1 protein-coding gene is annotated in these 25252 nt (G+C 59.8%); it reads left to right on the forward strand.

Translation table 11 applies throughout. From position 1 onward, the window contains the following. The first annotated feature begins 75 nt into the window (after positions 1-75). Positions 76-24993, forward strand: a complete 24918-nt coding sequence (locus tag RHP72_RS09370; RefSeq protein ID WP_311094600.1) for a non-ribosomal peptide synthase/polyketide synthase — start codon at positions 76-78, stop codon at positions 24991-24993. Positions 24994-25252 lie beyond the last annotated feature (259 nt).

The following is a 25252-nucleotide window of genomic DNA, read 5'->3' on the forward strand; positions in this document are numbered from 1 at the left end:
ACCAAAACGAAGGTGAATTGTCTTGACGCAGCACGAGCTCTTCCAACATGCCGTTCGATCGCAGGTCGTGGCCGGATGAGCACCGACGGAGTGACGCCCGAGACATCAGCGGCTCGCAGGCCCCGCCGCCAACGCCCAGCACGAGGCCGCAGGGACCGAACCCCGTTGCTGCCTCAGTTGCTTGCGGCAGCCGTGGAGATGAACCCTTCGCAGGAGGCTCTGCGGTTCGAGGGCAGGTCTTTGTCTTACTCCGAGTTGGACGAGTGGTCGTCTCGTTTGGCTCGGGTGTTGATTGCGGACGGTGTGGGGCCGGAAGATCGGGTTGCCGTCTCGGTTCCGCGGTCCATCGAGTCCGTGTTGGCGTTGTGGGCGGTGGCGAAGTCGGGTGCGGCTTTTGTTCCGGTGGATCCGAATTATCCGGCTGATCGTGTGGCGTACATGATCGAGGATTCTGGTGTTTCGGTGGGGTTGACCGTAGAAGAGGTCGTTTCCGACCTTCCTTCGTCGGTCGATTGGAAATCGATTGATTCGCCGAAGGTCAAACAATCGCTGTCCGAGGTGTCGCGGGATCCGGTGGCCTATTCGGATCGTGTTTCGACGCTACGGGTGGAGCATCCGGCATATGTGATCTATACCTCGGGCTCGACGGGTCGACCCAAGGGTGTAGTAGTCACGCACGGTGGGCTCGGCAATTTGCTCAGTGAGCAGGTCGACAAACTCGGCGCTAAGGCACAGTCGAGGGTTCTGCACTTCGCAACACCCAGCTTCGATACGTCGCTGTTCGAATTGTTGCTCACCATCGGGTCCGGCTCGACAATGGTCATCGTCCCGCCGAGCATTTACGGTGGCGAGGAACTGGCGGAGCTGCTCGAAGCGGAGCGGGTGACCCACGTGGTGGGTACGCCCTCGATGCTGGCTTCCGTCGATCCGACGAACCTGAATTCTGTCGAGGCGGCAATCGTCGGTGGTGAGGTCTGCCCGCCCGAACTGGTCGCAAAATGGGGTCGGGGCAGAGCCTTCTTCAACGCGTACGGACCTACCGAAACCACGATCATCACGAACATAAGCCCGAATTTGGCACCCGGTGATCGGGTGAGCATCGGTGGGCCGATCCAGGGCGTTTCATCATTGGTTCTGGACTCACGCCTCCTGCCAGTACCTGTCGGGTCGACGGGAGAGTTGTATCTCGCGGGGCCGCAGGTGGCGCGTGGATACCACAACCTCAGAGGTATGACGGCCGATCGCTTCGTTGCGAATCCTTTTGGAGCTCAAGGCGATCGAATGTATCGCACGGGTGACCTGGTGCGGTGGGTAGCTGACGCCGGTGCGCGTGACCTCGAATACGTGGGGCGCTCGGATTCGCAGCTGAAGATCCGCGGCTTCCGCGTCGAACTCGGCGAGATCGACGCAGTGTTGGCAAAGCACCCATCGGTGGAGTTCGTCGCGACAATCGGCCGAAAGCTCGACAACGGTGAGCACGCATTGGTGGCGTATGTACTTCCACTGACGGGTTCCGAGTTCGACGTATCGGAGCTGATCGACAACTGCAGGCGTGAACTTCCGCGTCACATGGTTCCAGCGTCGGTGATGGCAATTGACGAGATTCCGTTGACGCCCGTAGGTAAGTTGGATGTGGCGGCGTTGCCGGATCCGGTTTTCGAGTCGCGTGCGTTCCGTGAGCCTTCATCTGAGTCTGAGATGTTGGTTGCGGGTGTGTTCGGTGAGTTGTTGGGTCTCGAGCAGGTGGGGGCTGATGATGACTTCTTCGAGCTGGGTGGTAATTCCCTGATTGCAGCGAAGTTGGCGGGTCGTTTGAGTGCGGCTTTCGATGTGCGGGTTCAGGTCAAGACATTGTTCGAGTCTTCGACGGTGGCGTCGTTGGCTTCTGTGCTGGGGTCTTCGGCGGGGCGTGTGCGGGTGCCGTTGTCGGCGCAGACGCGTCCGGAGCGGGTGCCGTTGTCGTTGGCGCAGCAGCGGATGTGGTTCTTGTCGCGGTTCGATGCTGTGTCAGGTGTCAACAATATTCCGATCGTGCTGCGTTTGTCTGGCACGGTGGATATTGCAGCGTTGGGTGCTGCGGTGTCGGATGTTGTTGCGCGGCACGAAGTTTTGCGGACGGTGTATCCAGAATTCGAGGGTGTGGGGTTCCAGCGGGTTCTTTCGGCGGATGAGTTCGAGGTGGAAGTATCGCCGGAGCTTGTCAGTGAGGCCGATTTGTTGAAGGTGTTGGCGCCGGTAGTGACTGAGGGTTTCGATGTCACTTCCGAGGTGCCGTTGCGGGTTCGTTTGTTCCAGACGGGACCGTCGGAGTTCGTGTTGGCGTTGGTGATTCACCACATTGCCGCTGACGGCGTTTCCTTGGGTCCGTTGGTGCGTGATGTGTCGGTGGCGTATGTGGCGCGTGCGGGTGGGCAGGTTCCGCAGTGGGCGCCGTTGGCGGTGCAGTATGCGGACTTCGCGTTGTGGCAGCGTGAGGTGTTGGGGTCCGAGGGTGACCCGTCGTCGTTGATGTCCGAGCAGTTGGGGTATTGGACGTCGGTGCTGGCGGGGTTGCCGGAGCGGATCGACTTGCCGGCGGATCGCCAGCGGCCGTTGGTGGCATCCAATCATGGTGCGAGTTACCAGTTTTCGGTAGACGAGCGGTTGCATCGGGCGCTCGAGCAGTTGGCGCTTGATCGCAGTGTGTCGTTGTTCATGGTGGTGCATGCGGCGTTGGTGGTGTTGCTGGCGCGACTGAGTGGTAGTGATGATGTTGTCGTGGGCTCGCCGATCGCTGGACGGGGTGAGCAGAAGCTCGATGATCTGATCGGGATGTTCGTCAACACGTTGGTGTTGCGGACGGAGGTGGATTCCTCGGAGTCGTTCTCGGAGTTGTTGGGTCGGGTTCGTGACGTCGATCTGGGGGCGTTCGGCAACGAGGATGTTCCGTTCGAGCGGTTGGTGGAGGTGCTTGATCCGGCGCGGTCGCAGGCTCATCATCCGTTGTTCCAGGTTGCGTTGTTCTTCCAGAACATGGCGCAGGGTGTCGTGGAATTGCCGGGGCTGTCGATTGCCGGTTTCGACGCCGGTGTGGAAATCGCGAAGTTCGATCTGCAGTTGACGGTGACGCCGGTGGAGGAGGACGGCGTCGGTGTGGGGATGCCGATGTCGTTGACGTATGCGACGGATTTGTTCGACGAGTCGACGGTTGTTTCGTTTGCGGAGCGGTTGGTTCGGGTTCTGGAAGCGATGGTGGCGGAGCCTGATTCGGTTGTCGGGGATGTGGAGTTGCTCGGTGAGGACGAGCGTTCGCAGGTGTTGGTGGCGGTCAATGACACTGTTCACGAGTTGACTGCTGGTGCTTTGTTGCTCGACGGGTTTGTTGCGCAGGTGGCGGCGACGCCGGGTGCGGTGGCGTTGGTGTTCGAGGGGCAGTCTCTGACGTATGTGGAGTTTGCGTCTCGGGTGAATCGCCTTGCGCGGTATTTGATTTCGGTGGGTGTGGGGCCGGAGTCGTTGGTGGCGTTGGCGATGCGCCGGTCGGTTGACCTTGTGGTGGGTATGTATGCGGTGGTTGCTGCGGGTGGGGCGTATGTGCCGTTGGATCCGGATCATCCGGTCGAGCGCAATGGTCATATTCTCGGGACTGCGTCACCGGTGTGTGTGTTGTCCACTGCTGATGACGGTGTGGTGTTGCCGGGTGAGTTCGATGTGGTGTTGATCGACGAGTTGGATGTGTCCGGGTTTTCGGATGTGTCTGTTTCCGATGCAGATCGTGTTGCGCCGCTGCGTGGTTCGAATGCTGCGTATGTGATCTTCACGTCGGGGTCGACGGGGAAGCCGAAGGGTGTGGCGGTTTCGCATGCGGCGATCGTCAATCAGATGGCGTGGATGCAGGGTCGATATGTTCTGACCGGGGCGGATGTGTATCTGCAGAAGACTGCGACGACGTTCGACGTGTCGTTGTGGGGCTTCTTCTTGCCGTTGGCGGTGGGTGCGCGGTTGGTGGTGGCCACGCATGATGGTCATCGGGATCCGGGGTATTTGGCGTCGGTGATCGCTGATCAGGGTGTGACGGTGACGGACTTCGTGCCGACGATGTTGTCGGTGTTCGCGGGGGAAGTTTCGGCGGGCCAGTTGGTTTCGTTGCGTGATGTGTTCGTCATCGGTGAGGCGTTGCCGGCGCAGACGGTGCGTGATTTCGGTGTGGTGTCGGGTGCGCGGGTTCACAACTTGTATGGTCCGACCGAGGCCGCGGTGTCGATCACGTTCGCGGATGTGACGTGCGCCGTCGATGGTGGTGTGGTGTCTATTGGTGTGCCGCAGTGGAATTCGCAGGTTTTCGTGTTGGATTCTCGTTTGCGTCCGGTGCCGGTGGGTGTTGCGGGTGAGTTGTATCTTGCGGGTGATCAGTTGGCTCGTGGGTATGTTTCTCGTCCGGATTTGTCGGCGGATCGGTTCGTTGCCAATCCGTATGGCGGCGTGGGTTCGCGGATGTATCGCACTGGGGACTTGGTGCGGTGGGGCGTTTCGGGGGAGCTCGAGTACATCGGTCGTACCGATTTTCAGGTGAAGTTCCGTGGTCAGCGGATCGAGTTGGGGGAGATCGAGTCGGCGTTGGTGGCCGATATGTCGGTGTCTGTGTCGTCGGTGGCTGTGGTGTCGACCAAGACCGGTGATCAGTTGGTGGGGTATGTGGTGCCCGCGTCGGGTGCGGTAGTTGATATTGCGGCACTGGTGGATTCGTTGGGTGCGGTGTTGCCGTCGTATATGGTGCCGTCGCAGATCATGGTGTTGGATGCGTTCCCGTTGAATGCTTCGGGGAAGTTGGATCGGAAGTTGTTGCCGGAGCCGGTGTTCGAGAAGGCGGTGTTTAGGGCTCCGGTGACGGCGGTGGAGGAGATCGTCGCGTCGGTGTTTGCGGATCTGCTGGGTGTTGATCGTGTGGGTCTCGATGATGATTTCTTTGCTTTGGGTGGTAATTCGCTGATTGCGACGCGGGTGGCGGCTCGGTTGGGGCAGGCGTTGGATGCGCAGGTTCCGGTGCGGGTGTTGTTCGAGGCGTCGTCGGTGGAGTTGTTGGCTGCGCGGGTGGAGTCGGAGGTCGGTTCGGGTGCGCGGGCGGCGTTGACGGCGATGGTGCGTCCGGAGCGGATTCCGTTGTCGTTGGCGCAGCAGCGTATGTGGTTCTTGAACCGCTTCGAGCCTGAATCAACGGCATACAACTTGCCCGTGGCGATTCGGTTGTCGGGGTTGTTGGATGTGGCGGCTTTGCAGGCTGCTGTGTCGGATGTTGTTGCGCGGCATGAGGTGTTGCGGACGGTGTATCCGGAGGTCGACGGCGTCGGATACCAGCAAATCGTCTCGGTCGATCGGGTAGAGCTGGACCTGACACCGGTTCCGGTCTCGGAAGCCGACGTGATGTCGGCGGTGGTCGGATTCATGTCGAGTGGTTTCGATGTCACGGTGCAGGTCCCCGTACGCGCGCGTGTGTTTGTGGTGGCACCTGACGAGTACGTGCTGGTGTTCGTTGTTCATCACATCAGTGCGGATGGGTCGTCGATGGGCCCGATGACGCGAGATCTGATGGTTGCCTACATGGCTCGATCCGCGGATGCTATGCCGTCGTGGGCGCCGTTGGCGGTGCAGTATGCGGATTACGCGTTGTGGCAGCGTGAGGTGTTGGGTTCGGAAGGTGATGCGGCGTCGTTGGTTTCGCGTCAGGTCGAGTTCTGGTCTCGGGCGTTGGCGGGGTTGCCGGATCAGTTGGTGTTGCCCTGGGATCGTCCGAGGCCTGCGGTCCAGGCATTCGACGGCGGGCAGGTTCCTGTGGTGATCGGTGCGGACCTGCATCGCCGTCTCGTGGATGTCGCGCAGCAGAACAATTCGACGCTGTTCATGGTGGTGCATGCCGCCCTGGCGGTGGTGTTGGCTCGATTGTCGGGTACAGAAGACATCACAGTCGGCACACCGATTGCCGGTCGAGGCGAGAGAGCGTTGGACGATCTGGTCGGGATGTTCGTCAACACGTTGGTGTTGCGGACATCCGTTGATGCCGGCGTTTCGTTTACTGATCTTCTTTCTCGTTCGCGTGAGGCGGATTTGGCGGCGTTTGCGCATGCGGATGTGCCGTTCGAGCGTTTGGTGGAGGTGCTCAATCCGGTTCGGTCGACGGCGTATCATCCGTTGTTCCAGGTGGGGTTGTCGTTCCAGAACTTGGAGCAGTCGACTTTCGAATTGAGTGGTCTGACGCTTTCCGGTGTCGAATTTGACAGTGGAACTTCGCAGTTCGACCTTCACTTGATCGTGACCGACCACTATGACGGTGGGGCGGCTAGTGGTATTTCCGGCACTATGACGTTTGCGTCGGCGTTGTTCGACGAATCGACGGTGGCCGGGTTTGTGAATCAGTTCGTGCGCGTTCTGACTGCGATTGCAAACGACGTCGAAACTGTGATCGGTGATATCGATCTGCTCACCGATACAGATAGAAGCCTGATCGAGCGAGCAGGGCACGGTGTGCGTCGTGCTGGTGTTTCGGGGACGTTGGTGGATTTGTTCGACGGGCAGGTGGTTCGTGGTGCGGATCGTGTTGCGTTGGTGTGTGGTGGTGTCGAGCTGTCGTATGGTGAGTTCGATGCGCGGGTGAATCGTTTTGCGCGGTATTTGATTTCGGTGGGTGTGGGGCCGGAGTCGTTGGTGGCGTTGGCGATGCGCCGGTCGGTTGACCTTGTGGTGGGTATGTATGCGGTCGCCAAGGCTGGTGGTGGGTATGTTCCGGTGGATCCGGATCAGCCGGCGGATCGTACGGCGTTCATTCTCGAGGCCGCTGCTCCGGTGTGTGTGGTCAGTACTTCGGATGTTGGTTTCGATGCTGGTGTGGTGCCGGTGGTCGAGGTTGATGTTGTCGATGTGTCTGGTTTTTCGGATGCGCCTGTCTCTGATGCGGATCGGGTTTCGCCGTTGCGGCCGGAGAATACGGCGTATGTGATTTTCACGTCGGGTTCGACGGGTCGGCCGAAGGGTGTGGCGGTTTCGCATGCGGCTGTGGTGAATCAGTTGCTGTGGAAGCGTGAGGCTTTCGGTCTTGATCAGGATGATGCGGTGTTGCTCAAGACTGCGTCGACGTTCGATTTGTCGGTGTGGGAGTTTTGGTCTGCGTTGGTTTCGGGTGCGCGGTTGGTGATCGCGAAGGTCGGCGGTCAGCAGGATCCGCAGTATCTGCTCGATGTGATGGTTGTGTCGGGTGTGTCGACGTTGCATGTGGTTCCGTCGATGTTGGAGGCGTTGGCGGCCACTGGTGGTGGTGTTCTTCCGTCGGGGCTTCGTCAGGTGTTGGCGATCGGTGAGGCGTTGCCTGCTGATCTGGCGCGGCGTGTGCGTGTGGCGAATCCTGATGTGCGGTTGTTCAATTTGTATGGTCCGACGGAGGCGGCGGTGTCGGTGACCTCGCATGAGGTGACCGATGGTGATGTGTCGTCGGTGTCGATCGGGTCGGCGGAGTGGAATACGCAACTGTTGGTGTTGGATTCGCGGTTGCATCCGGTTCCGGTCGGTGTTGCGGGTGAGTTGTATCTTGCGGGTGCGCAGTTGGCTCGGGGGTATCACGGTCGGGTGGATTTGTCGGCGGAGCGTTTCGTTGCCAATCCGTATGGCGGCGCGGGTTCGCGGATGTATCGCACGGGCGATGTGGTGTCGTGGAATCGTTCGGGCGAGCTGGAGTATGTGGGGCGCAGCGATTTCCAGGTGAAGTTGCGTGGATTCCGGATCGAGCTCGGTGAGATCGAGGCGGCGTTGGTTGCTGTCGATTCGGTGGGTCAGGCGGTGGCCGTCGTGCACGAGGACGCGCACGCCGGTGAGATGTTGGTTGCGTATGTCACTGCTTCGTCCGGGTCCGATGTCGATGTCGACGTTGTTCGTGAGGTGTTGTCGGAGGGTCTGCCCTCGTACATGGTGCCGTCGCAGATTCTGGTGCTCGAGGAGTTCCCTCTCAATATCAATGGCAAGTTGGATCGGAAGTTGTTGCCGGAGCCGGTGTTCGAGAAGGCGGTGTTTAGGGCTCCGGTGACGGCGGTGGAGGAGATCGTCGCGTCGGTGTTTGCGGATCTGCTGGGTGTGGATCGGGTGGGTCTCGATGATGATTTCTTTGCTTTGGGTGGTAATTCGCTGATTGCGACGCGGGTGGCGGCTCGGTTGGGGCAGGCGTTGGATGCGCAGGTTCCGGTGCGGGTGTTGTTCGAGGTGTCGTCGGTGGAGTTGTTGGCTGCGCGGGTGGAGTCGGAGGTCGGTTCGGGTGCTCGGGCGGCGTTGACGGCGATGGTGCGTCCGGAGCGGATTCCGTTGTCGTTGGCTCAGCAGCGGATGTGGTTCTTGAACCGGTTCGAGTCTGAGTCGACTGCGTACAATATTCCGGTGGCGATTCGGTTGTCGGGGTCGTTGGATGTGGCGGCTTTGCAGGCTGCTGTGTCGGATGTTGTTGCGCGGCATGAGGTGTTGCGGACGGTGTATCCGGAGGTCGACGGTGTCGGGTTCCAGGAGATTTTGTCGGCGGATCGGGTAGTGCTGGATTTGTCTCCGGTTGTGGTGTCGGAGTCCGGTGTTGTTGCTGCGGTGTCGGAGTTCTTGTCTGCTGGTTTCGATGTGGCGGTGGAGGTTCCGGTTCGGGCGCGGTTGTTCGCGGTGTCGGAGTCGGAGTTCGTGTTGGCGATGGTGGTTCATCACATCAGTGGTGACGGGTTCTCGATGGGGCCGCTCACGCGTGATGTGATGGTTGCGTACGAGGCTCGTTCTCGGGGTGAGGTTCCGGGGTGGGCGCCGTTGGCGGTGCAGTATGCGGATTACGCGTTGTGGCAGCGTGAGGTGTTGGGTTCGGAAGATGATGCGGCGTCGTTGATTTCGCGTCAGGTCGAGTTCTGGTCTCGGGCGTTGGCGGGGTTGCCGGATCAGTTGGATCTGCCGGCGGATCGTCCGCGGCCTGCGGTGGCGTCCAATCGTGGTGCGGATCATTCGTTCGTGGTGGGTGCGGATGTTCATGCTGGTTTGAATGATGTTGCGCGTGAGTCGAATTCGTCGTTGTTCATGGTGGTTCATGCGGCGTTGGCGGTGTTGTTGGCCCGGTTGTCGGGTACCTCCGATATTGCGATCGGTACTCCGGTGGCGGGTCGTGGTGAGCAGGTTCTCGATGATGTGATCGGGATGTTCGTCAATACGTTGGTGTTGCGGACCGAGGTGGAGGGTGCTGCTCGGTTCGTCGATCTGCTGGCAAGTGTGCGGGAGGCTGATCTTCAGGCGTTCGGACATGCGGATGTTCCGTTCGAGCGGTTGGTGGAGGTGCTCAATCCGGAGCGGTCGCAGGCACGGAATCCGTTGTTCCAGGTGATGTTGGTGTTCCAGAACATGGAGCAGTCGGTCCTCGAGCTTGGTGATCTGACGGTTGCTGGTGTCGATGCGGGGTCGGTGTCGGCGAAGTTCGACCTGTCGGTGACGGTGGTGGAGTCGTTCGACGATGCGGGTGCTGCGGCGGGGATGGCGGTGTCGTTGACGTATGCGACGGATCTGTTCGACGAGTCGACGGTTGCCTCATTTGCTGAACGATTCGGACGAATCCTCACCGCAGCAGCGGCGGATTCGTCGGTGTGTGTCGGTGATGTGGAGTTGTTGGATTCGGTCGAGCGTTCGCTGGTGCTGGATGGCTGGAACGATCAGGTTCGGGTGAAGCCCGAAGTGGATACGACGTTGGTCTCGATGTTCGATGCGCAAGTGCTGGCTCGGGGCATGTCTACTGCGGTGGTGTTCGAAGATCGTAGAGTGTCGTATGTCGACTTGGACGCTGCAGCGAATCGTTTGGCTCGCAAATTGATTGAGTCAGGTGTGGGTCCGGAGTCGTTGGTGGCTGTCCTCCTGCCTCGATCGGTTGACTTGGTCGTGTCGTTGTTGGCGGTGCTGAAGGCAGGTGGTGCCTATCTGCCGATCGATCCGAGCTATCCCGCTGAGCGGATTGCGTTCACGCTCGACGCGGCGCGGCCGGTGTGTGTTTTGGGTGGGGCCGAACTCGATCTCGACATTCCTGTGTTCGACGTCGTGTCCATGGATGTGTCGAAGTACGAAGGATCTTCAATCACCGATCATGATCGCGTTGCTCCGCTACGTGATTCGAATAGTGCGTATGTGATCTACACCTCGGGATCGACTGGCCGACCGAAGGGTGTTGCGGTCTCGCATCGCAACGTCGTCGAATTGTTTGCCAACAGTCAGAGCCGGTTCGAGTTTGACGACTCCGACGTATGGACGTTGTTCCACAGCTACGCATTCGATTTCTCGGTGTGGGAATTGTGGGGGGCGTTGTCATTTGGTGGCACGGTTGTGGTGGTCGATTTCCTCACGTCGCGTTCGCCCGAACAGTTCCGGGAGTTGGTTGCTCGCGAGCGAGTGACGGTACTCAATCAGACTCCGTCCGCGTTCTATCAATTTGCTGAGGCCGACCGAGTAGCGGGTCAAGCGGCGACACCGCTGTCGTTGCGGTACGTGATATTCGGTGGCGAGGCACTGGACTTCGCGCAGTTGGAACGGTGGTTCGAGCGCCACAACGATCGGTCTCCGCGGTTGGTCAACATGTACGGCATCACGGAGACGACTGTTCACGTGTCGTTCCTCGAGGTGGATGCGGTGTGGGCGCGTGAGGCGACAGCGTCTGTGATCGGACGCGGGTTGGGCGGACTCTCGGTGTTCGTGCTCGATGATCGATTGCGTCCGGCTCCGGTGGGAGTTCGCGGCGAAATGTATATCGCGGGAGAGCAGCTTTCGCGCGGTTACGTCGGACAGCCAGGTCTGACGGCCGGCCGCTTTGTGGCGAATCCTTTTGCGCACACGAGTTCCGGTGCGGTGATGTATCGCACCGGTGACGTTGGGCGGTGGAGTGACGACGGGCAACTCGAGTATGCAGGCCGCAGCGATTTCCAGGTCCAATTGCGTGGATTCCGGATCGAGCTCGGCGAGATCGAAGCTGCGCTGTTGCGTGTTGAAGGTGTGGCGCGTGCAGTCGTGATCGTGCGTTCGGATGCTTCCCTTGGGGACCGGCTCGTGGGGTACGTGGTGCCGGAGTCCGGTGTCGACCTGGTGGTTGCTGATGTCTTGTCATCGGTGGCGCAGTTCCTGACCGGGTACATGGTGCCGGATTCTGTGATGGTGCTCGAAGAATTGCCGCTGACAGTCAATGGGAAGTTGGATCGGAAGTTGTTGCCGGCGCCGGTGTTCGAGGCTGCGGTGTTTAGGGCTCCGGTGACGGCGGTGGAGGAGATCGTGGCGTCGGTGTTTGCCGAGGCGTTGGGTGTGGATCGGGTGGGTCTCGATGACGATTTCTTTGCTTTGGGTGGTAATTCGCTGATTGCGACGCGGGTGGCGGCTCGATTGGGGCAGGCGTTGGATGCGCAGGTTCCGGTGCGGGTGTTGTTCGAGGTGTCGTCGGTGGAGTTGTTGGCTGCGCGGGTGGAGTCGGAGATCGGTTCGGGTGCTCGGGCGGCGTTGACGGCGATGGTGCGTCCGGAGCGGATTCCGTTGTCGTTGGCTCAGCAGCGGATGTGGTTCTTGAACCGGTTCGAGTCTGAGTCGACTGCGTACAATATTCCGGTGGCGATTCGGTTGTCGGGGTCGTTGGATGTGGCGGCTTTGCAGGCTGCTGTGTCGGATGTTGTTGCGCGGCATGAGGTGTTGCGGACGGTGTATCCGGAGGTCGACGGTGTCGGGTTCCAGGAGATTTTGTCGGCGGATCGGGTAGAGCTGGATTTGTCTCCGGTTGCGGTGTCGGAGTCCGATGTTGTTGCTGCGGTGTCGGAGTTCTTGTCTGCCGGTTTCGATGTGGCGGTGGAGGTTCCGGTTCGGGCGCGGTTGTTCGCGGTGTCGGAGTCGGAGTTCGTGTTGGCGATGGCGGTTCATCACATCAGTGGTGACGGGTTCTCGATGGGGCCGCTCACGCGTGATGTGATGGTTGCGTACGAGGCTCGTTCTCGGGGTGAGGTTCCGGGGTGGGCGCCGTTGGCGGTGCAGTATGCGGATTACGCGTTGTGGCAGCGTGAGGTGTTGGGTTCGGAAGATGATGCGGCGTCGTTGATTTCGCGTCAGGTCGAGTTCTGGTCTCGGGCGTTGGCGGGGTTGCCGGATCAGTTGGTGTTGCCCTGGGATCGGCCGAGGCCTGCGGTGCAGTCGTTCGCCGGCGGCACAGTTGGTGTGTCGGTGACTCCGGAGGTTCATCGGGCGTTGATGGAGTTGGTTCAGCGTACGAACACGACCATGTTCATGGTGGTGCATGCGGCGTTGGCGGTGACGTTGGCTCGTTTGTCCGGTAGCGATGACATTGTGATCGGTTCCCCGATTGCGGGACGTGGGGACGAGATCCTTGATGATCTGGTCGGGATGTTCGTCAACACGTTGGCATTCCGCACCAGAGTCGATCCAGGGGAATCGTTCAGCGCTTTGCTTGCTCGTTCGCGTGAGGCGGATTTGGCGGCGTTTGCGCATGCGGATGTGCCGTTCGAGCGTTTGGTGGAGGTGCTCAATCCGGTTCGGTCGACGGCGTATCATCCGTTGTTCCAGGTGGGGTTGTCGTTCCAGAACTTGGCGCAGTCGACTTTCGAATTGAGTGGTTTGACGCTTTCCGGTGTCGAGTACGAGAGTGGGAACTCTCAGTTCGACCTTCACTTGATCGTGACCGATCATCACGATGAGGTGGGCGCCGCGGCTGGGATAACCGGCATGATCACCTATGCGTCGGCATTGTTCGACGAATCGACGGTGGCCGGTTTTGTGGATCAGTTCGTGCGCGTTCTCGAAACCATTTCAGCGGAACCGAGTGTCGCTGTGGGCGATATCATCTTGTTGGGTGAGGTCGACCGCGCGCTCGTCTTGGAGTCCGGTTGCGGGGTGTGTCGTGCTGGTGTTTCGGGGACGTTGGTGGATTTGTTCGACGGGCAGGTGGTTCGTGGTGCGGATCGTGTTGCGTTGGTGTGTGGTGGTGTCGAGCTGTCGTATGGTGAGTTCGATGCGCGGGTGAATCGTTTTGCGCGGTATTTGATTTCGGTGGGTGTGGGGCCGGAGTCGTTGGTGGCGTTGGCGATGCGCCGGTCGGTTGACCTTGTGGTGGGTATGTATGCGGTCGCCAAGGCTGGTGGTGGGTATGTTCCGGTGGATCCGGATCAGCCGGCGGATCGTACGGCGTTCATTCTCGAGGCCGCTGCTCCGGTGTGTGTGGTCAGTACTTCGGATGTTGGTTTCGATGCTGGTGTGGTGCCGGTGGTCGAGGTTGATGTTGTCGATGTGTCTGGTTTTTCGGATGCGCCTGTCTCTGATGCGGATCGGGTTTCGCCGTTGCGGCCGGAGAATACGGCGTATGTGATTTTCACGTCGGGTTCGACGGGTCGGCCGAAGGGTGTGGCGGTTTCGCATGCGGCTGTGGTGAATCAGTTGCTGTGGAAGCGTGAGGCTTTCGGTCTTGATCAGGATGATGCGGTGTTGCTCAAGACTGCGTCGACGTTCGATTTGTCGGTGTGGGAGTTTTGGTCTGCGTTGGTTTCGGGTGCGCGGTTGGTGATCGCGAAGGTCGGCGGTCAGCAGGATCCGCAGTATCTGCTCGATGTGATGGTTGTGTCGGGTGTGTCGACGTTGCATGTGGTTCCGTCGATGTTGGAGGCGTTGGCGGCCACTGGTGGTGGTGTTCTTCCGTCGGGGCTTCGTCAGGTGTTGGCGATCGGTGAGGCGTTGCCTGCTGATCTGGCGCGGCGTGTGCGTGTGGCGAATCCTGATGTGCGGTTGTTCAATTTGTATGGTCCGACGGAGGCGGCGGTGTCGGTGACCTCGCATGAGGTGACCGATGGTGATGTGTCGTCGGTGTCGATCGGGTCGGCGGAGTGGAATACGCAACTGTTGGTGTTGGATTCGCGGTTGCATCCGGTTCCGGTCGGTGTTGCGGGTGAGTTGTATCTTGCGGGTGCGCAGTTGGCTCGGGGGTATCACGGTCGGGTGGATTTGTCGGCGGAGCGTTTCGTTGCCAATCCGTATGGCGGCGCGGGTTCGCGGATGTATCGCACGGGCGATGTGGTGTCGTGGAATCGTTCGGGCGAGCTGGAGTATGTGGGGCGCAGCGATTTCCAGGTGAAGTTGCGTGGATTCCGGATCGAGCTCGGTGAGATCGAGGCGGCGTTGGTTGCTGTCGATTCGGTGGGTCAGGCGGTGGCCGTCGTGCACGAGGACGCGCACGCCGGTGAGATGTTGGTTGCGTATGTCACTGCTTCGTCCGGGTCCGATGTCGATGTCGACGTTGTTCGTGAGGTGTTGTCGGAGGGTCTGCCCTCGTACATGGTGCCGTCGCAGATTCTGGTGCTCGAGGAGTTCCCTCTCAATATCAATGGCAAGTTGGATCGGAAGTTGTTGCCGGAGCCGGTGTTCGAGAAGGCGGTGTTTAGGGCTCCGGTGACGGCGGTGGAGGAGATCGTCGCGTCGGTGTTTGCGGATCTGCTGGGTGTGGATCGGGTGGGTCTCGATGATGATTTCTTTGCTTTGGGTGGTAATTCGCTGATTGCGACGCGGGTGGCGGCTCGTTTGGGTCAGGCGCTTGATGCGCAGGTTCCGGTGCGGGTGTTGTTCGAGGCGTCGTCGGTGGAGTTGTTGGCTGCGCGGGTGGAGTCGGAGGTCGGTTCGGGTGCTCGGGCGGCGTTGACGGCGATGGTGCGTCCGGAGCGGATTCCGTTGTCGTTGGCGCAGCAGCGGATGTGGTTCTTGAACCGGTTCGAGCCGGGGTCTGCGGTGAACAATATTCCGGTGGCGATTCGGTTGTCGGGGTCGTTGGATGTGGCGGCTTTGCAGGCTGCTGTGTCGGATGTTGTTGCGCGGCATGAGGTGTTGCGGACGGTGTATCCGGAGGTCGACGGTGTCGGGTTCCAGGAGATTTTGTCGGCGGATCGGGTAGTGCTGGATTTGTCTCCGGTTGTGGTGTCGGAGTCCGGTGTTGTTGCTGCGGTGTCGGAGTTCTTGTCTGCTGGTTTCGATGTGGCGGTGGAGGTTCCGGTTCGGGCGCGGTTGTTCGCGGTGTCGGAGTCGGAGTTCGTGTTGGCGATGGTGGTTCATCACATCAGTGGTGACGGGTTCTCGATGGGGCCGCTCACGCGTGATGTGATGGTTGCGTACGAGGCTCGTTCTCGGGGTGAGGTTCCGGGGTGGGCGCCGTTGGCGGTGCAGTATGCGGATTACGCGTTGTGGCAGCGTGAGGTGTTGGGTTCGGAAGATGATGCGGCGTCGTTGATTTCGCGTCAGGTCGAGTTCTGGTCTCGGGCGTTGGCGGGGTTGCCGGATCAGTTGGATCTGCCGGCGGATCGTCCGCGGCCTGCGGTGGCGTCCAATCGTGGTGCGGATCATTCGTTCGTGGTGGGTGCGGATGTTCATGCTGGTTTGAATGATGTTGCGCGTGAGTCGAATTCGTCGTTGTTCATGGTGGTTCATGCGGCGTTGGCGGTGTTGTTGGCCCGGTTGTCGGGTACCTCCGATATTGCGATCGGTACTCCGGTGGCGGGTCGTGGTGAGCAGGTTCTCGATGATGTGATCGGGATGTTCGTCAATACGTTGGTGTTGCGGACCGAGGTGGAGGGTGCTGCTCGGTTCGTCGATCTGCTGGCAAGTGTGCGGGAGGCTGATCTTCAGGCGTTCGGACATGCGGATGTTCCGTTCGAGCGGTTGGTGGAGGTGCTCAATCCGGAGCGGTCGCAGGCACGGAATCCGTTGTTCCAGGTGATGTTGGTGTTCCAGAACATGGAGCAGTCGGTCCTCGAGCTTGGTGATCTGACGGTTGCTGGTGTCGATGCGGGGTCGGTGTCGGCGAAGTTCGACCTGTCGGTGACGGTGGTGGAGTCGTTCGACGATGCGGGTGCTGCGGCGGGGATGGCGGTGTCGTTGACGTATGCGACGGATCTGTTCGACGAGTCGACGGTTGCCTCATTTGCTGAACGATTCGGACGAATCCTCACCGCAGCAGCGGCGGATTCGGCTGTTCGCGTTGGCAGTATCGACGTACTTGCTGCTTCTGAGCGCAGCAAACTATTCGAGTGGTCCACTGGCCCCAGTGATGTGTCTGCAACCAAATCCTTGGTGGCGATGTTCGGTGATCAGGTTGAGCGGATTCCCGATTCGGTTGCTGTGGCATCTGAGAGCGAATGTCTGACGTTTGCGCAACTTGACGCTCGCTCGAGTTCAGTCGCGGAACGGTTGATCGAAATCGGCGTAGGTCGGGACGATGTAGTCGCGTTGGTCGTACCGAGATCCATCGAATGGATAGTCGGGATGTTGGCGGTGTGGAAGTCCGGTGCGGCATACGGGCCGATAGATCCGTCGTATCCGCAGGATCGAATCGACGCGATTATTGCAGATACAGGCGCCCGATGCGCGCTAAGCGCGCAGCCCTTGGATCTGGCGGTCGACGTCCTGGTGTTCGATGACGTCCAGTTCGGCGCGGACGCTGACAGCGTGCGAGTGGATCACTGGCGGAACGCTGGTGCGGGGGACCGGTTGGGGTATGTCATTTCGACGTCAGGTTCGACGGGTCGTCCGAAGCCGACGTTGGTCCCGATGGCGGGTATTGAGAACACGGTGTCCTGGTATCGCAGCGAATTACCTCAGACCGGTGGCCTTTTGATCGCGTCGTCACCTAGTTTCGACTTGACGCAGAAGAATGTCTGGGCCGCACTGAGCAGTGGACGGACTGCGGTCCTTGCAGGTGAGGGGTTCGACCCTGACGCCATCGTTAGTCGCGTCGCGCAGGGTGACGTCACAGTGGTGAACATGTCGCCTAGCGCTTTCGAAGCGGTCGTGTCTTGTGACGACCAGTCTGCGCTGACCGCCCTGGACGTCGTGTTCCTCGGCGGCGAGTCGATCCGGCTTAATCGTCTGGGCGGCTTGTTGTCGAGCGGCGTGCGTGTGGTGAACAGTTACGGGCCAACGGAGGCGTCGGACGTAGTTTCATTCCACACGGTAACGGCACATGACACGGTCAGTGTTCCGATCGGCACGTCGGTGCCGAATGTAGATCTGTTCATCCTTGATCAGTCGTTGGGCCTCGTACCTCCGGGTGTAGTTGGCGAGTTGTACGTGGGCGGTGTCGGTGTCGGACGCGGATACGGAAAGCGCTCGGCGTTGACCGCCGAAAGATTTGTCGCCAGTCCCTTTGCTGTTCGGGGCTCGGGTGATGTGGGCTCAGGCAGTAGGTTGTACCGGACGGGTGACCTGGTCAAGTGGAACGCTCAGGGCGAATTGGAGTACATCGGTCGTTCGGATTTCCAGGTGAAGTTGCGTGGGCAACGTATCGAACTGGGCGAGATCGAGTCCGCATTGATCGCTCACGACTCAATTGCAGACGCGGTTGTTACCTTGCATACCGATGCCGTCTTCGGTGACAGCCTGATTGCATACGTCATCGGAACTGCGGTGGATTCTTCGGCAGTTCTGAACTCGGCACGAGAAGCCCTTCCGTCGTACATGGTGCCGTCGCAGATCATGGTGCTGGATGCGTTTCCGCTGAATGCTTCGGGGAAGTTGGATCGGAAGTTGTTGCCGGCGCCGGTGTTCGAGGCTGCGGTGTTTAGGGCTCCGGTGACGGCGGTGGAGGAGATCGTGGCGTCGGTGTTTGCCGAGGCGTTGGGTGTGGATCGGGTGGGTCTCGATGACGATTTCTTTGCTTTGGGTGGTAATTCGCTGATTGCGACGCGGGTGGCGGCTCGATTGGGGCAGGCGTTGGATGCGCAGGTTCCGGTGCGGGTGTTGTTCGAGGTGTCGTCGGTGGAGTTGTTGGCTGCGCGGGTGGAGTCGGAGATCGGTTCGGGTGCTCGGGCGGCGTTGACGGCGATGGTGCGTCCGGAGCGGATTCCGTTGTCGTTGGCTCAGCAGCGGATGTGGTTCTTGAACCGGTTCGAGTCTGAGTCGACTGCGTACAATATTCCGGTGGCGATTCGGTTGTCGGGGTCGTTGGATGTGGCGGCTTTGCAGGCTGCTGTGTCGGATGTTGTTGCGCGGCATGAGGTGTTGCGGACGGTGTATCCGGAGGTCGACGGTGTCGGGTTCCAGGAGATTTTGTCGGCGGATCGGGTAGAGCTGGATTTGTCTCCGGTTGCGGTGTCGGAGTCCGATGTTGTTGCTGCGGTGTCGGAGTTCTTGTCTGCCGGTTTCGATGTGGCGGTGGAGGTTCCGGTTCGGGCGCGGTTGTTCGCGGTGTCGGAGTCGGAGTTCGTGTTGGCGATGGCGGTTCATCACATCAGTGGTGACGGGTTCTCGATGGGGCCGCTCACGCGTGATGTGATGGTTGCGTACGAGGCTCGTTCTCGGGGTGAGGTTCCGGGGTGGGCGCCGTTGGCGGTGCAGTATGCGGATTACGCGTTGTGGCAGCGTGAGGTGTTGGGTTCGGAAGATGATGCGGCGTCGTTGATTTCGCGTCAGGTCGAGTTCTGGTCTCGGGCGTTGGCGGGGTTGCCGGATCAGTTGGTGTTGCCCTGGGATCGGCCGAGGCCTGCGGTGCAGTCGTTCGCCGGCGGCACAGTTGGTGTGTCGGTGACTCCGGAGGTTCATCGGGCGTTGATGGAGTTGGTTCAGCGTACGAACACGACCATGTTCATGGTGGTGCATGCGGCGTTGGCGGTGACGTTGGCTCGTTTGTCCGGTAGCGATGACATTGTGATCGGTTCCCCGATTGCGGGACGTGGGGACGAGATCCTTGATGATCTGGTCGGGATGTTCGTCAACACGTTGGCATTCCGCACCAGAGTCGATCCAGGGGAATCGTTCAGCGCTTTGCTTGCTCGTTCGCGTGAGGCGGATTTGGCGGCGTTTGCGCATGCGGATGTGCCGTTCGAGCGTTTGGTGGAGGTGCTCAATCCGGTTCGGTCGACGGCGTATCATCCGTTGTTCCAGGTGGGGTTGTCGTTCCAGAACTTGGCGCAGTCGACTTTCGAATTGAGTGGTTTGACGCTTTCCGGTGTCGAGTACGAGAGTGGGAACTCTCAGTTCGACCTTCACTTGATCGTGACCGATCATCACGATGAGGTGGGCGCCGCGGCTGGGATAACCGGCATGATCACCTATGCGTCGGCATTGTTCGACGAATCGACGGTGGCCGGTTTTGTGGATCAGTTCGTGCGCGTTCTCGAAACCATTTCAGCGGAACCGAGTGTCGCTGTGGGCGATATCATCTTGTTGGGTGAGGTCGACCGCGCGCTCGTCTTGGAGTCCGGTTGCGGGGTGTGTCGTGCTGGTGTTTCGGGGACGTTGGTGGATTTGTTCGACGGGCAGGTGGTTCGTGGTGCGGATCGTGTTGCGTTGGTGTGTGGTGGTGTCGAGCTGTCGTATGGTGAGTTCGATGCGCGGGTGAATCGTTTTGCGCGGTATTTGATTTCGGTGGGTGTGGGGCCGGAGTCGTTGGTGGCGTTGGCGATGCGCCGGTCGGTTGACCTTGTGGTGGGTATGTATGCGGTCGCCAAGGCTGGTGGTGGGTATGTTCCGGTGGATCCGGATCAGCCGGCGGATCGTACGGCGTTCATTCTCGAGGCCGCTGCTCCGGTGTGTGTGGTCAGTACTTCGGATGTTGGTTTCGATGCTGGTGTGGTGCCGGTGGTCGAGGTTGATGTTGTCGATGTGTCTGGTTTTTCGGATGCGCCTGTCTCTGATGCGGATCGGGTTTCGCCGTTGCGGCCGGAGAATACGGCGTATGTGATTTTCACGTCGGGTTCGACGGGTCGGCCGAAGGGTGTGGCGGTTTCGCATGCGGCTGTGGTGAATCAGTTGCTGTGGAAGCGTGAGGCTTTCGGTCTTGATCAGGATGATGCGGTGTTGCTCAAGACTGCGTCGACGTTCGATTTGTCGGTGTGGGAGTTTTGGTCTGCGTTGGTTTCGGGTGCGCGGTTGGTGATCGCGAAGGTCGGCGGTCAGCAGGATCCGCAGTATCTGCTCGATGTGATGGTTGTGTCGGGTGTGTCGACGTTGCATGTGGTTCCGTCGATGTTGGAGGCGTTGGCGGCCACTGGTGGTGGTGTTCTTCCGTCGGGGCTTCGTCAGGTGTTGGCGATCGGTGAGGCGTTGCCTGCTGATCTGGCGCGGCGTGTGCGTGTGGCGAATCCTGATGTGCGGTTGTTCAATTTGTATGGTCCGACGGAGGCGGCGGTGTCGGTGACCTCGCATGAGGTGACCGATGGTGATGTGTCGTCGGTGTCGATCGGGTCGGCGGAGTGGAATACGCAACTGTTGGTGTTGGATTCGCGGTTGCATCCGGTTCCGGTCGGTGTTGCGGGTGAGTTGTATCTTGCGGGTGCGCAGTTGGCTCGGGGGTATCACGGTCGGGTGGATTTGTCGGCGGAGCGTTTCGTTGCCAATCCGTATGGCGGCGCGGGTTCGCGGATGTATCGCACGGGCGATGTGGTGTCGTGGAATCGTTCGGGCGAGCTGGAGTATGTGGGGCGCAGCGATTTCCAGGTGAAGTTGCGTGGATTCCGGATCGAGCTCGGTGAGATCGAGGCGGCGTTGGTTGCTGTCGATTCGGTGGGTCAGGCGGTGGCCGTCGTGCACGAGGACGCGCACGCCGGTGAGATGTTGGTTGCGTATGTCACTGCTTCGTCCGGGTCCGATGTCGATGTCGACGTTGTTCGTGAGGTGTTGTCGGAGGGTCTGCCCTCGTACATGGTGCCGTCGCAGATTCTGGTGCTCGAGGAGTTCCCTCTCAATATCAATGGCAAGTTGGATCGGAAGTTGTTGCCGGAGCCGGTGTTCGAGAAGGCGGTGTTTAGGGCTCCGGTGACGGCGGTGGAGGAGATCGTCGCGTCGGTGTTTGCGGATCTGCTGGGTGTGGATCGGGTGGGTCTCGATGATGATTTCTTTGCTTTGGGTGGTAATTCGCTGATTGCGACGCGGGTGGCGGCTCGTTTGGGTCAGGCGCTTGATGCGCAGGTTCCGGTGCGGGTGTTGTTCGAGGCGTCGTCGGTGGAGTTGTTGGCTGCGCGGGTGGAGTCGGAGGTCGGTTCGGGTGCTCGGGCGGCGTTGACGGCGATGGTGCGTCCGGAGCGGATTCCGTTGTCGTTGGCGCAGCAGCGGATGTGGTTCTTGAACCGGTTCGAGCCGGGGTCTGCGGTGAACAATATTCCGGTGGCGATTCGGTTGTCGGGGTCGTTGGATGTGGCGGCTTTGCAGGCTGCTGTGTCGGATGTTGTTGCGCGGCATGAGGTGTTGCGGACGGTGTATCCGGAGGTCGACGGTGTCGGGTTCCAGGAGATTTTGTCGGCGGATCGGGTAGTGCTGGATTTGTCTCCGGTTGTGGTGTCGGAGTCCGGTGTTGTTGCTGCGGTGTCGGAGTTCTTGTCTGCTGGTTTCGATGTGGCGGTGGAGGTTCCGGTTCGGGCGCGGTTGTTCGCGGTGTCGGAGTCGGAGTTCGTGTTGGCGATGGTGGTTCATCACATCAGTGGTGACGGGTTCTCGATGGGGCCGCTCACGCGTGATGTGATGGTTGCGTACGAGGCTCGTTCTCGGGGTGAGGTTCCGGGGTGGGCGCCGTTGGCGGTGCAGTATGCGGATTACGCGTTGTGGCAGCGTGAGGTGTTGGGTTCGGAAGATGATGCGGCGTCGTTGATTTCGCGTCAGGTCGAGTTCTGGTCTCGGGCGTTGGCGGGGTTGCCGGATCAGTTGGATCTGCCGGCGGATCGTCCGCGGCCTGCGGTGGCGTCCAATCGTGGTGCGGATCATTCGTTCGTGGTGGGTGCGGATGTTCATGCTGGTTTGAATGATGTTGCGCGTGAGTCGAATTCGTCGTTGTTCATGGTGGTTCATGCGGCGTTGGCGGTGTTGTTGGCCCGGTTGTCGGGTACCTCCGATATTGCGATCGGTACTCCGGTGGCGGGTCGTGGTGAGCAGGTTCTCGATGATGTGATCGGGATGTTCGTCAATACGTTGGTGTTGCGGACCGAGGTGGAGGGTGCTGCTCGGTTCGTCGATCTGCTGGCAAGTGTGCGGGAGGCTGATCTTCAGGCGTTCGGACATGCGGATGTTCCGTTCGAGCGGTTGGTGGAGGTGCTCAATCCGGAGCGGTCGCAGGCACGGAATCCGTTGTTCCAGGTGATGTTGGTGTTCCAGAACATGGAGCAGTCGGTCCTCGAGCTTGGTGATCTGACGGTTGCTGGTGTCGATGCGGGGTCGGTGTCGGCGAAGTTCGACCTGTCGGTGACGGTGGTGGAGTCGTTCGACGATGCGGGTGCTGCGGCGGGGATGGCGGTGTCGTTGACGTATGCGACGGATCTGTTCGACGAGTCGACGGTTGCCTCATTTGCTGAACGATTCGAGCGGATCATCGGTGCGGTCGTTGCTGATCAGTCGATTGTCTTGGGTGACATAGATATCCTGGATGTCGACGAACGCAGGATGTTGACGAACGTCGACGGCGCGACAGAAATGCCTCAAAGTCGGCTGGTCGATATACTTACTGCCGCTTGCGAGGTCGATCCCACTGCGATTGCAGTCCGAGCTGGTAGTCGATCGGTTACTTACGGGGAACTCGATGAGATGTCATCCAGACTTGCCAGGGTTCTCATCGGACGTGGATTTGGTCCCGAATCGATAGTGCCGCTGGTTTTTTCTAGGTCGTATGAGATGGTGCTCGCGGTATGGGCGGTTGCAAAGTCGGGGGCGGCCTACCTGCCGATCGATCCCAAACATCCGTCAGATCGAATTGAGCACATGCTCTCGGATTCGGGTGCATCCTTTGGGCTGACAACCTCCGCTATCTCGGAAACGTTGCCGGAAACTGCTCAATGGCTGATGATCGATGATGCACTGACAATAGAGATGTGCTCGGCTGAGGAAGCGTCGCCTATCCGCGAAACTGATCGAGTCTCAGTTCTGCGCCCCGAACATCCGGCCTACCTGATCTACACGTCGGGTTCTACGGGCAAACCCAAGGGCGTGGCCGTAACTCATTCGGGGCTTCTCGGATTGCTGAATATCGCGAGCGAGTTGTACTCCGTTTCTAGTGAGTCTCGTATTCTCCACAATTGCGCGCCGAGTTTCGATCCTTCGGTTCTCGAATGGATGTTGGCGTTCAACGTGGGTGCGACGCTGGTCGTCGTTCCTCCATCTGTGCTGGGTGGTCCTGAGTTGGCAGATCTGATCCGTTCCGAACGTGTCAGCCACGCGATCATCACTCCCGCGGTGCTTGGAACGATGGATCCCGATACCTTGCCTGATCTAGAGGTGGTTTCGGTCGGCGGCGACGTTACGTCTCCGGATCTCTTGGCCAGGTGGGCGCCGGGAAGGTCGTACTTCAATGCGTATGGACCAACAGAGACGACGATCATCTCGACGTATGCCTCATTGATTGCGGAAAGCCCAGTGAGAATCGGCTCGCCGATCTCAGGCGTCACGGCGCTAGTGCTGGACGCGCAGCTGAATCCAGTTCCCGTTGGAACTCGCGGTGAGTTGTATTTGTCGGGTGACGTTCTAGCCCGTGGCTACCACGAACGGCGGGGGTTGACTGCTGATCGGTTTGTGGCAAACCCGTATGCGAACGGGGGTGCGCGAATGTATCGCACCGGCGATCTAGTGCGTTGGACCGCTGGAGACGCGATGACGACAGACCTTCAGCTCGAGTACGTCGGCCGAAGCGATTTTCAGGTCAAAGTCCGTGGGTTCCGAATCGAACTCGGCGAAATCGATGCGGCACTGGCGGAATACCCTGGCGTCGAGCATAGTGTGACAATCGGCGCGGAATTGACCTCGGGCGCAACCGCGTTGGTGTCGTACATCGTGCCGACTGATGGTGGCGTAGTCGAAACCTCGGATGTAACGAGTTTCTTGTCGAAGAAACTGCCGTCGTACATGGTGCCGTCATCAGTTGTCGTCATGGATGCCTTGCCGCTGAATACCAGTGGAAAGTTGGATCGTAAGTTGTTGCCGACCCCGGTATTCGAGACACGGGCGTTCCGTGCACCCGTCACGGACATGGAACGTCTCGTAGCCGAGGTATTCGGCGAACTCCTCGGGGTCGACGGAGTCGGGTTGGACGATGACTTCTTCGAGCTCGGCGGTAACTCACTGATCGCGATGCGCGCGGTATCCAGGCTTGGTAATGCGATATCGACGGACGTTCCGGTGCGCGTTCTGTTCACCAACTCGGGAGTCGGCACATTGGCAGACAGCCTCGGAGTTGGAATGCGTGTCGGCTTTGAAACTGACCGAGATAACGCGATTCAGGTGATGATGCCAATTCGTGTGACAGGAACTGAGCGCCCACTATTCTGTATCCACCCTTTGATGGGGCTAGCGTGGCCCTATGCGCCGCTGTCTGCTCACGTCGACAGAAATGTTCCGATATATGGATTGCAGACTCCGGCCTTGACGGAGGAGGGATTCGACGCACAGACGTTGTCCGATTACGTGTACCGCTATGCAGACGAGATCATGAAAGTGCAGACGGAGGGTCCATACCGAATTCTCGGGTGGTCGCTTGGCTGTGTTCTCGCGCAGGGTGTTGCTGCGCGGATCGAGGAACTGGGCGGAAAGGTCAGCGCGCTGATACTCCTCGACGGTACGGTCGCCAAGGTAGATGAAGCAGAATTCGCGGACGGTTTGCGTTCCGAGATCGGGAATATCGGTATCGCCCTCCACGCAGACGAGAAACTTGAGGAGTTCTCACTAGAGCGTGCTAGGGCATTGATGTCGCTGGTGGAAGGTGAGAAGGTCGGCCTGACGGCTGAACGAATTCAGCGCCTCTTCGTCAGTATCGCGCGGATGCATCGGTTGATGAACGAGTACACCCCGCCGATCTTCGACGGTGAGATTGTGTTCGTCAGCTCGAGCGATGAAGGCTCGGCAGTGATCCGCGCAGATATTTGGCGTCAGTTTGTCCGAGGCGCTGTTAGTGAGACGCCCCTCGATATTGCACACGTCGATATGATGTCGCCTGAAGGCTTGGCCTTGATCGGCCCGATTGTCAACACGGCATTAAGGCAGACGTGATCGCTCAGAACATGGACGCCCGACGGCGGTTCGCCTGATCGGTAGAAGTCGACGTGGGCTTACCCTGCCCACGTCGGCTTCTCCTATTATTGGTGTAGATTTGGTGAATTCCATTCGGGAAGGCATTTGGGCCGGGTTCGACGGTCGACGTGTCCTAGGAGTATTCGTTGAGGTCGTTGGACGAGAAATCCTAGCACTAAAATTCCTCATGCTAAGGATGACTGTCGTGTGAGTTTTGGACTTCGGGGTTATTTGCGGC

The sequence above is a fragment of the Rhodococcus sp. SG20037 genome, assembly GCF_031763325.1.
GTDB classification, from domain to species: Bacteria; Actinomycetota; Actinomycetes; order Mycobacteriales; family Mycobacteriaceae; genus Rhodococcus_F; species Rhodococcus_F qingshengii.

What these genes read in the sequence shown, in the direction of transcription:
- RHP72_RS09370 (WP_311094600.1), top strand. Translation starts at nt 76, where the DNA reads ATGAGCACCGACGGAGTGACGCCCGAGACATCAGCGGCTCGCAGGCCC.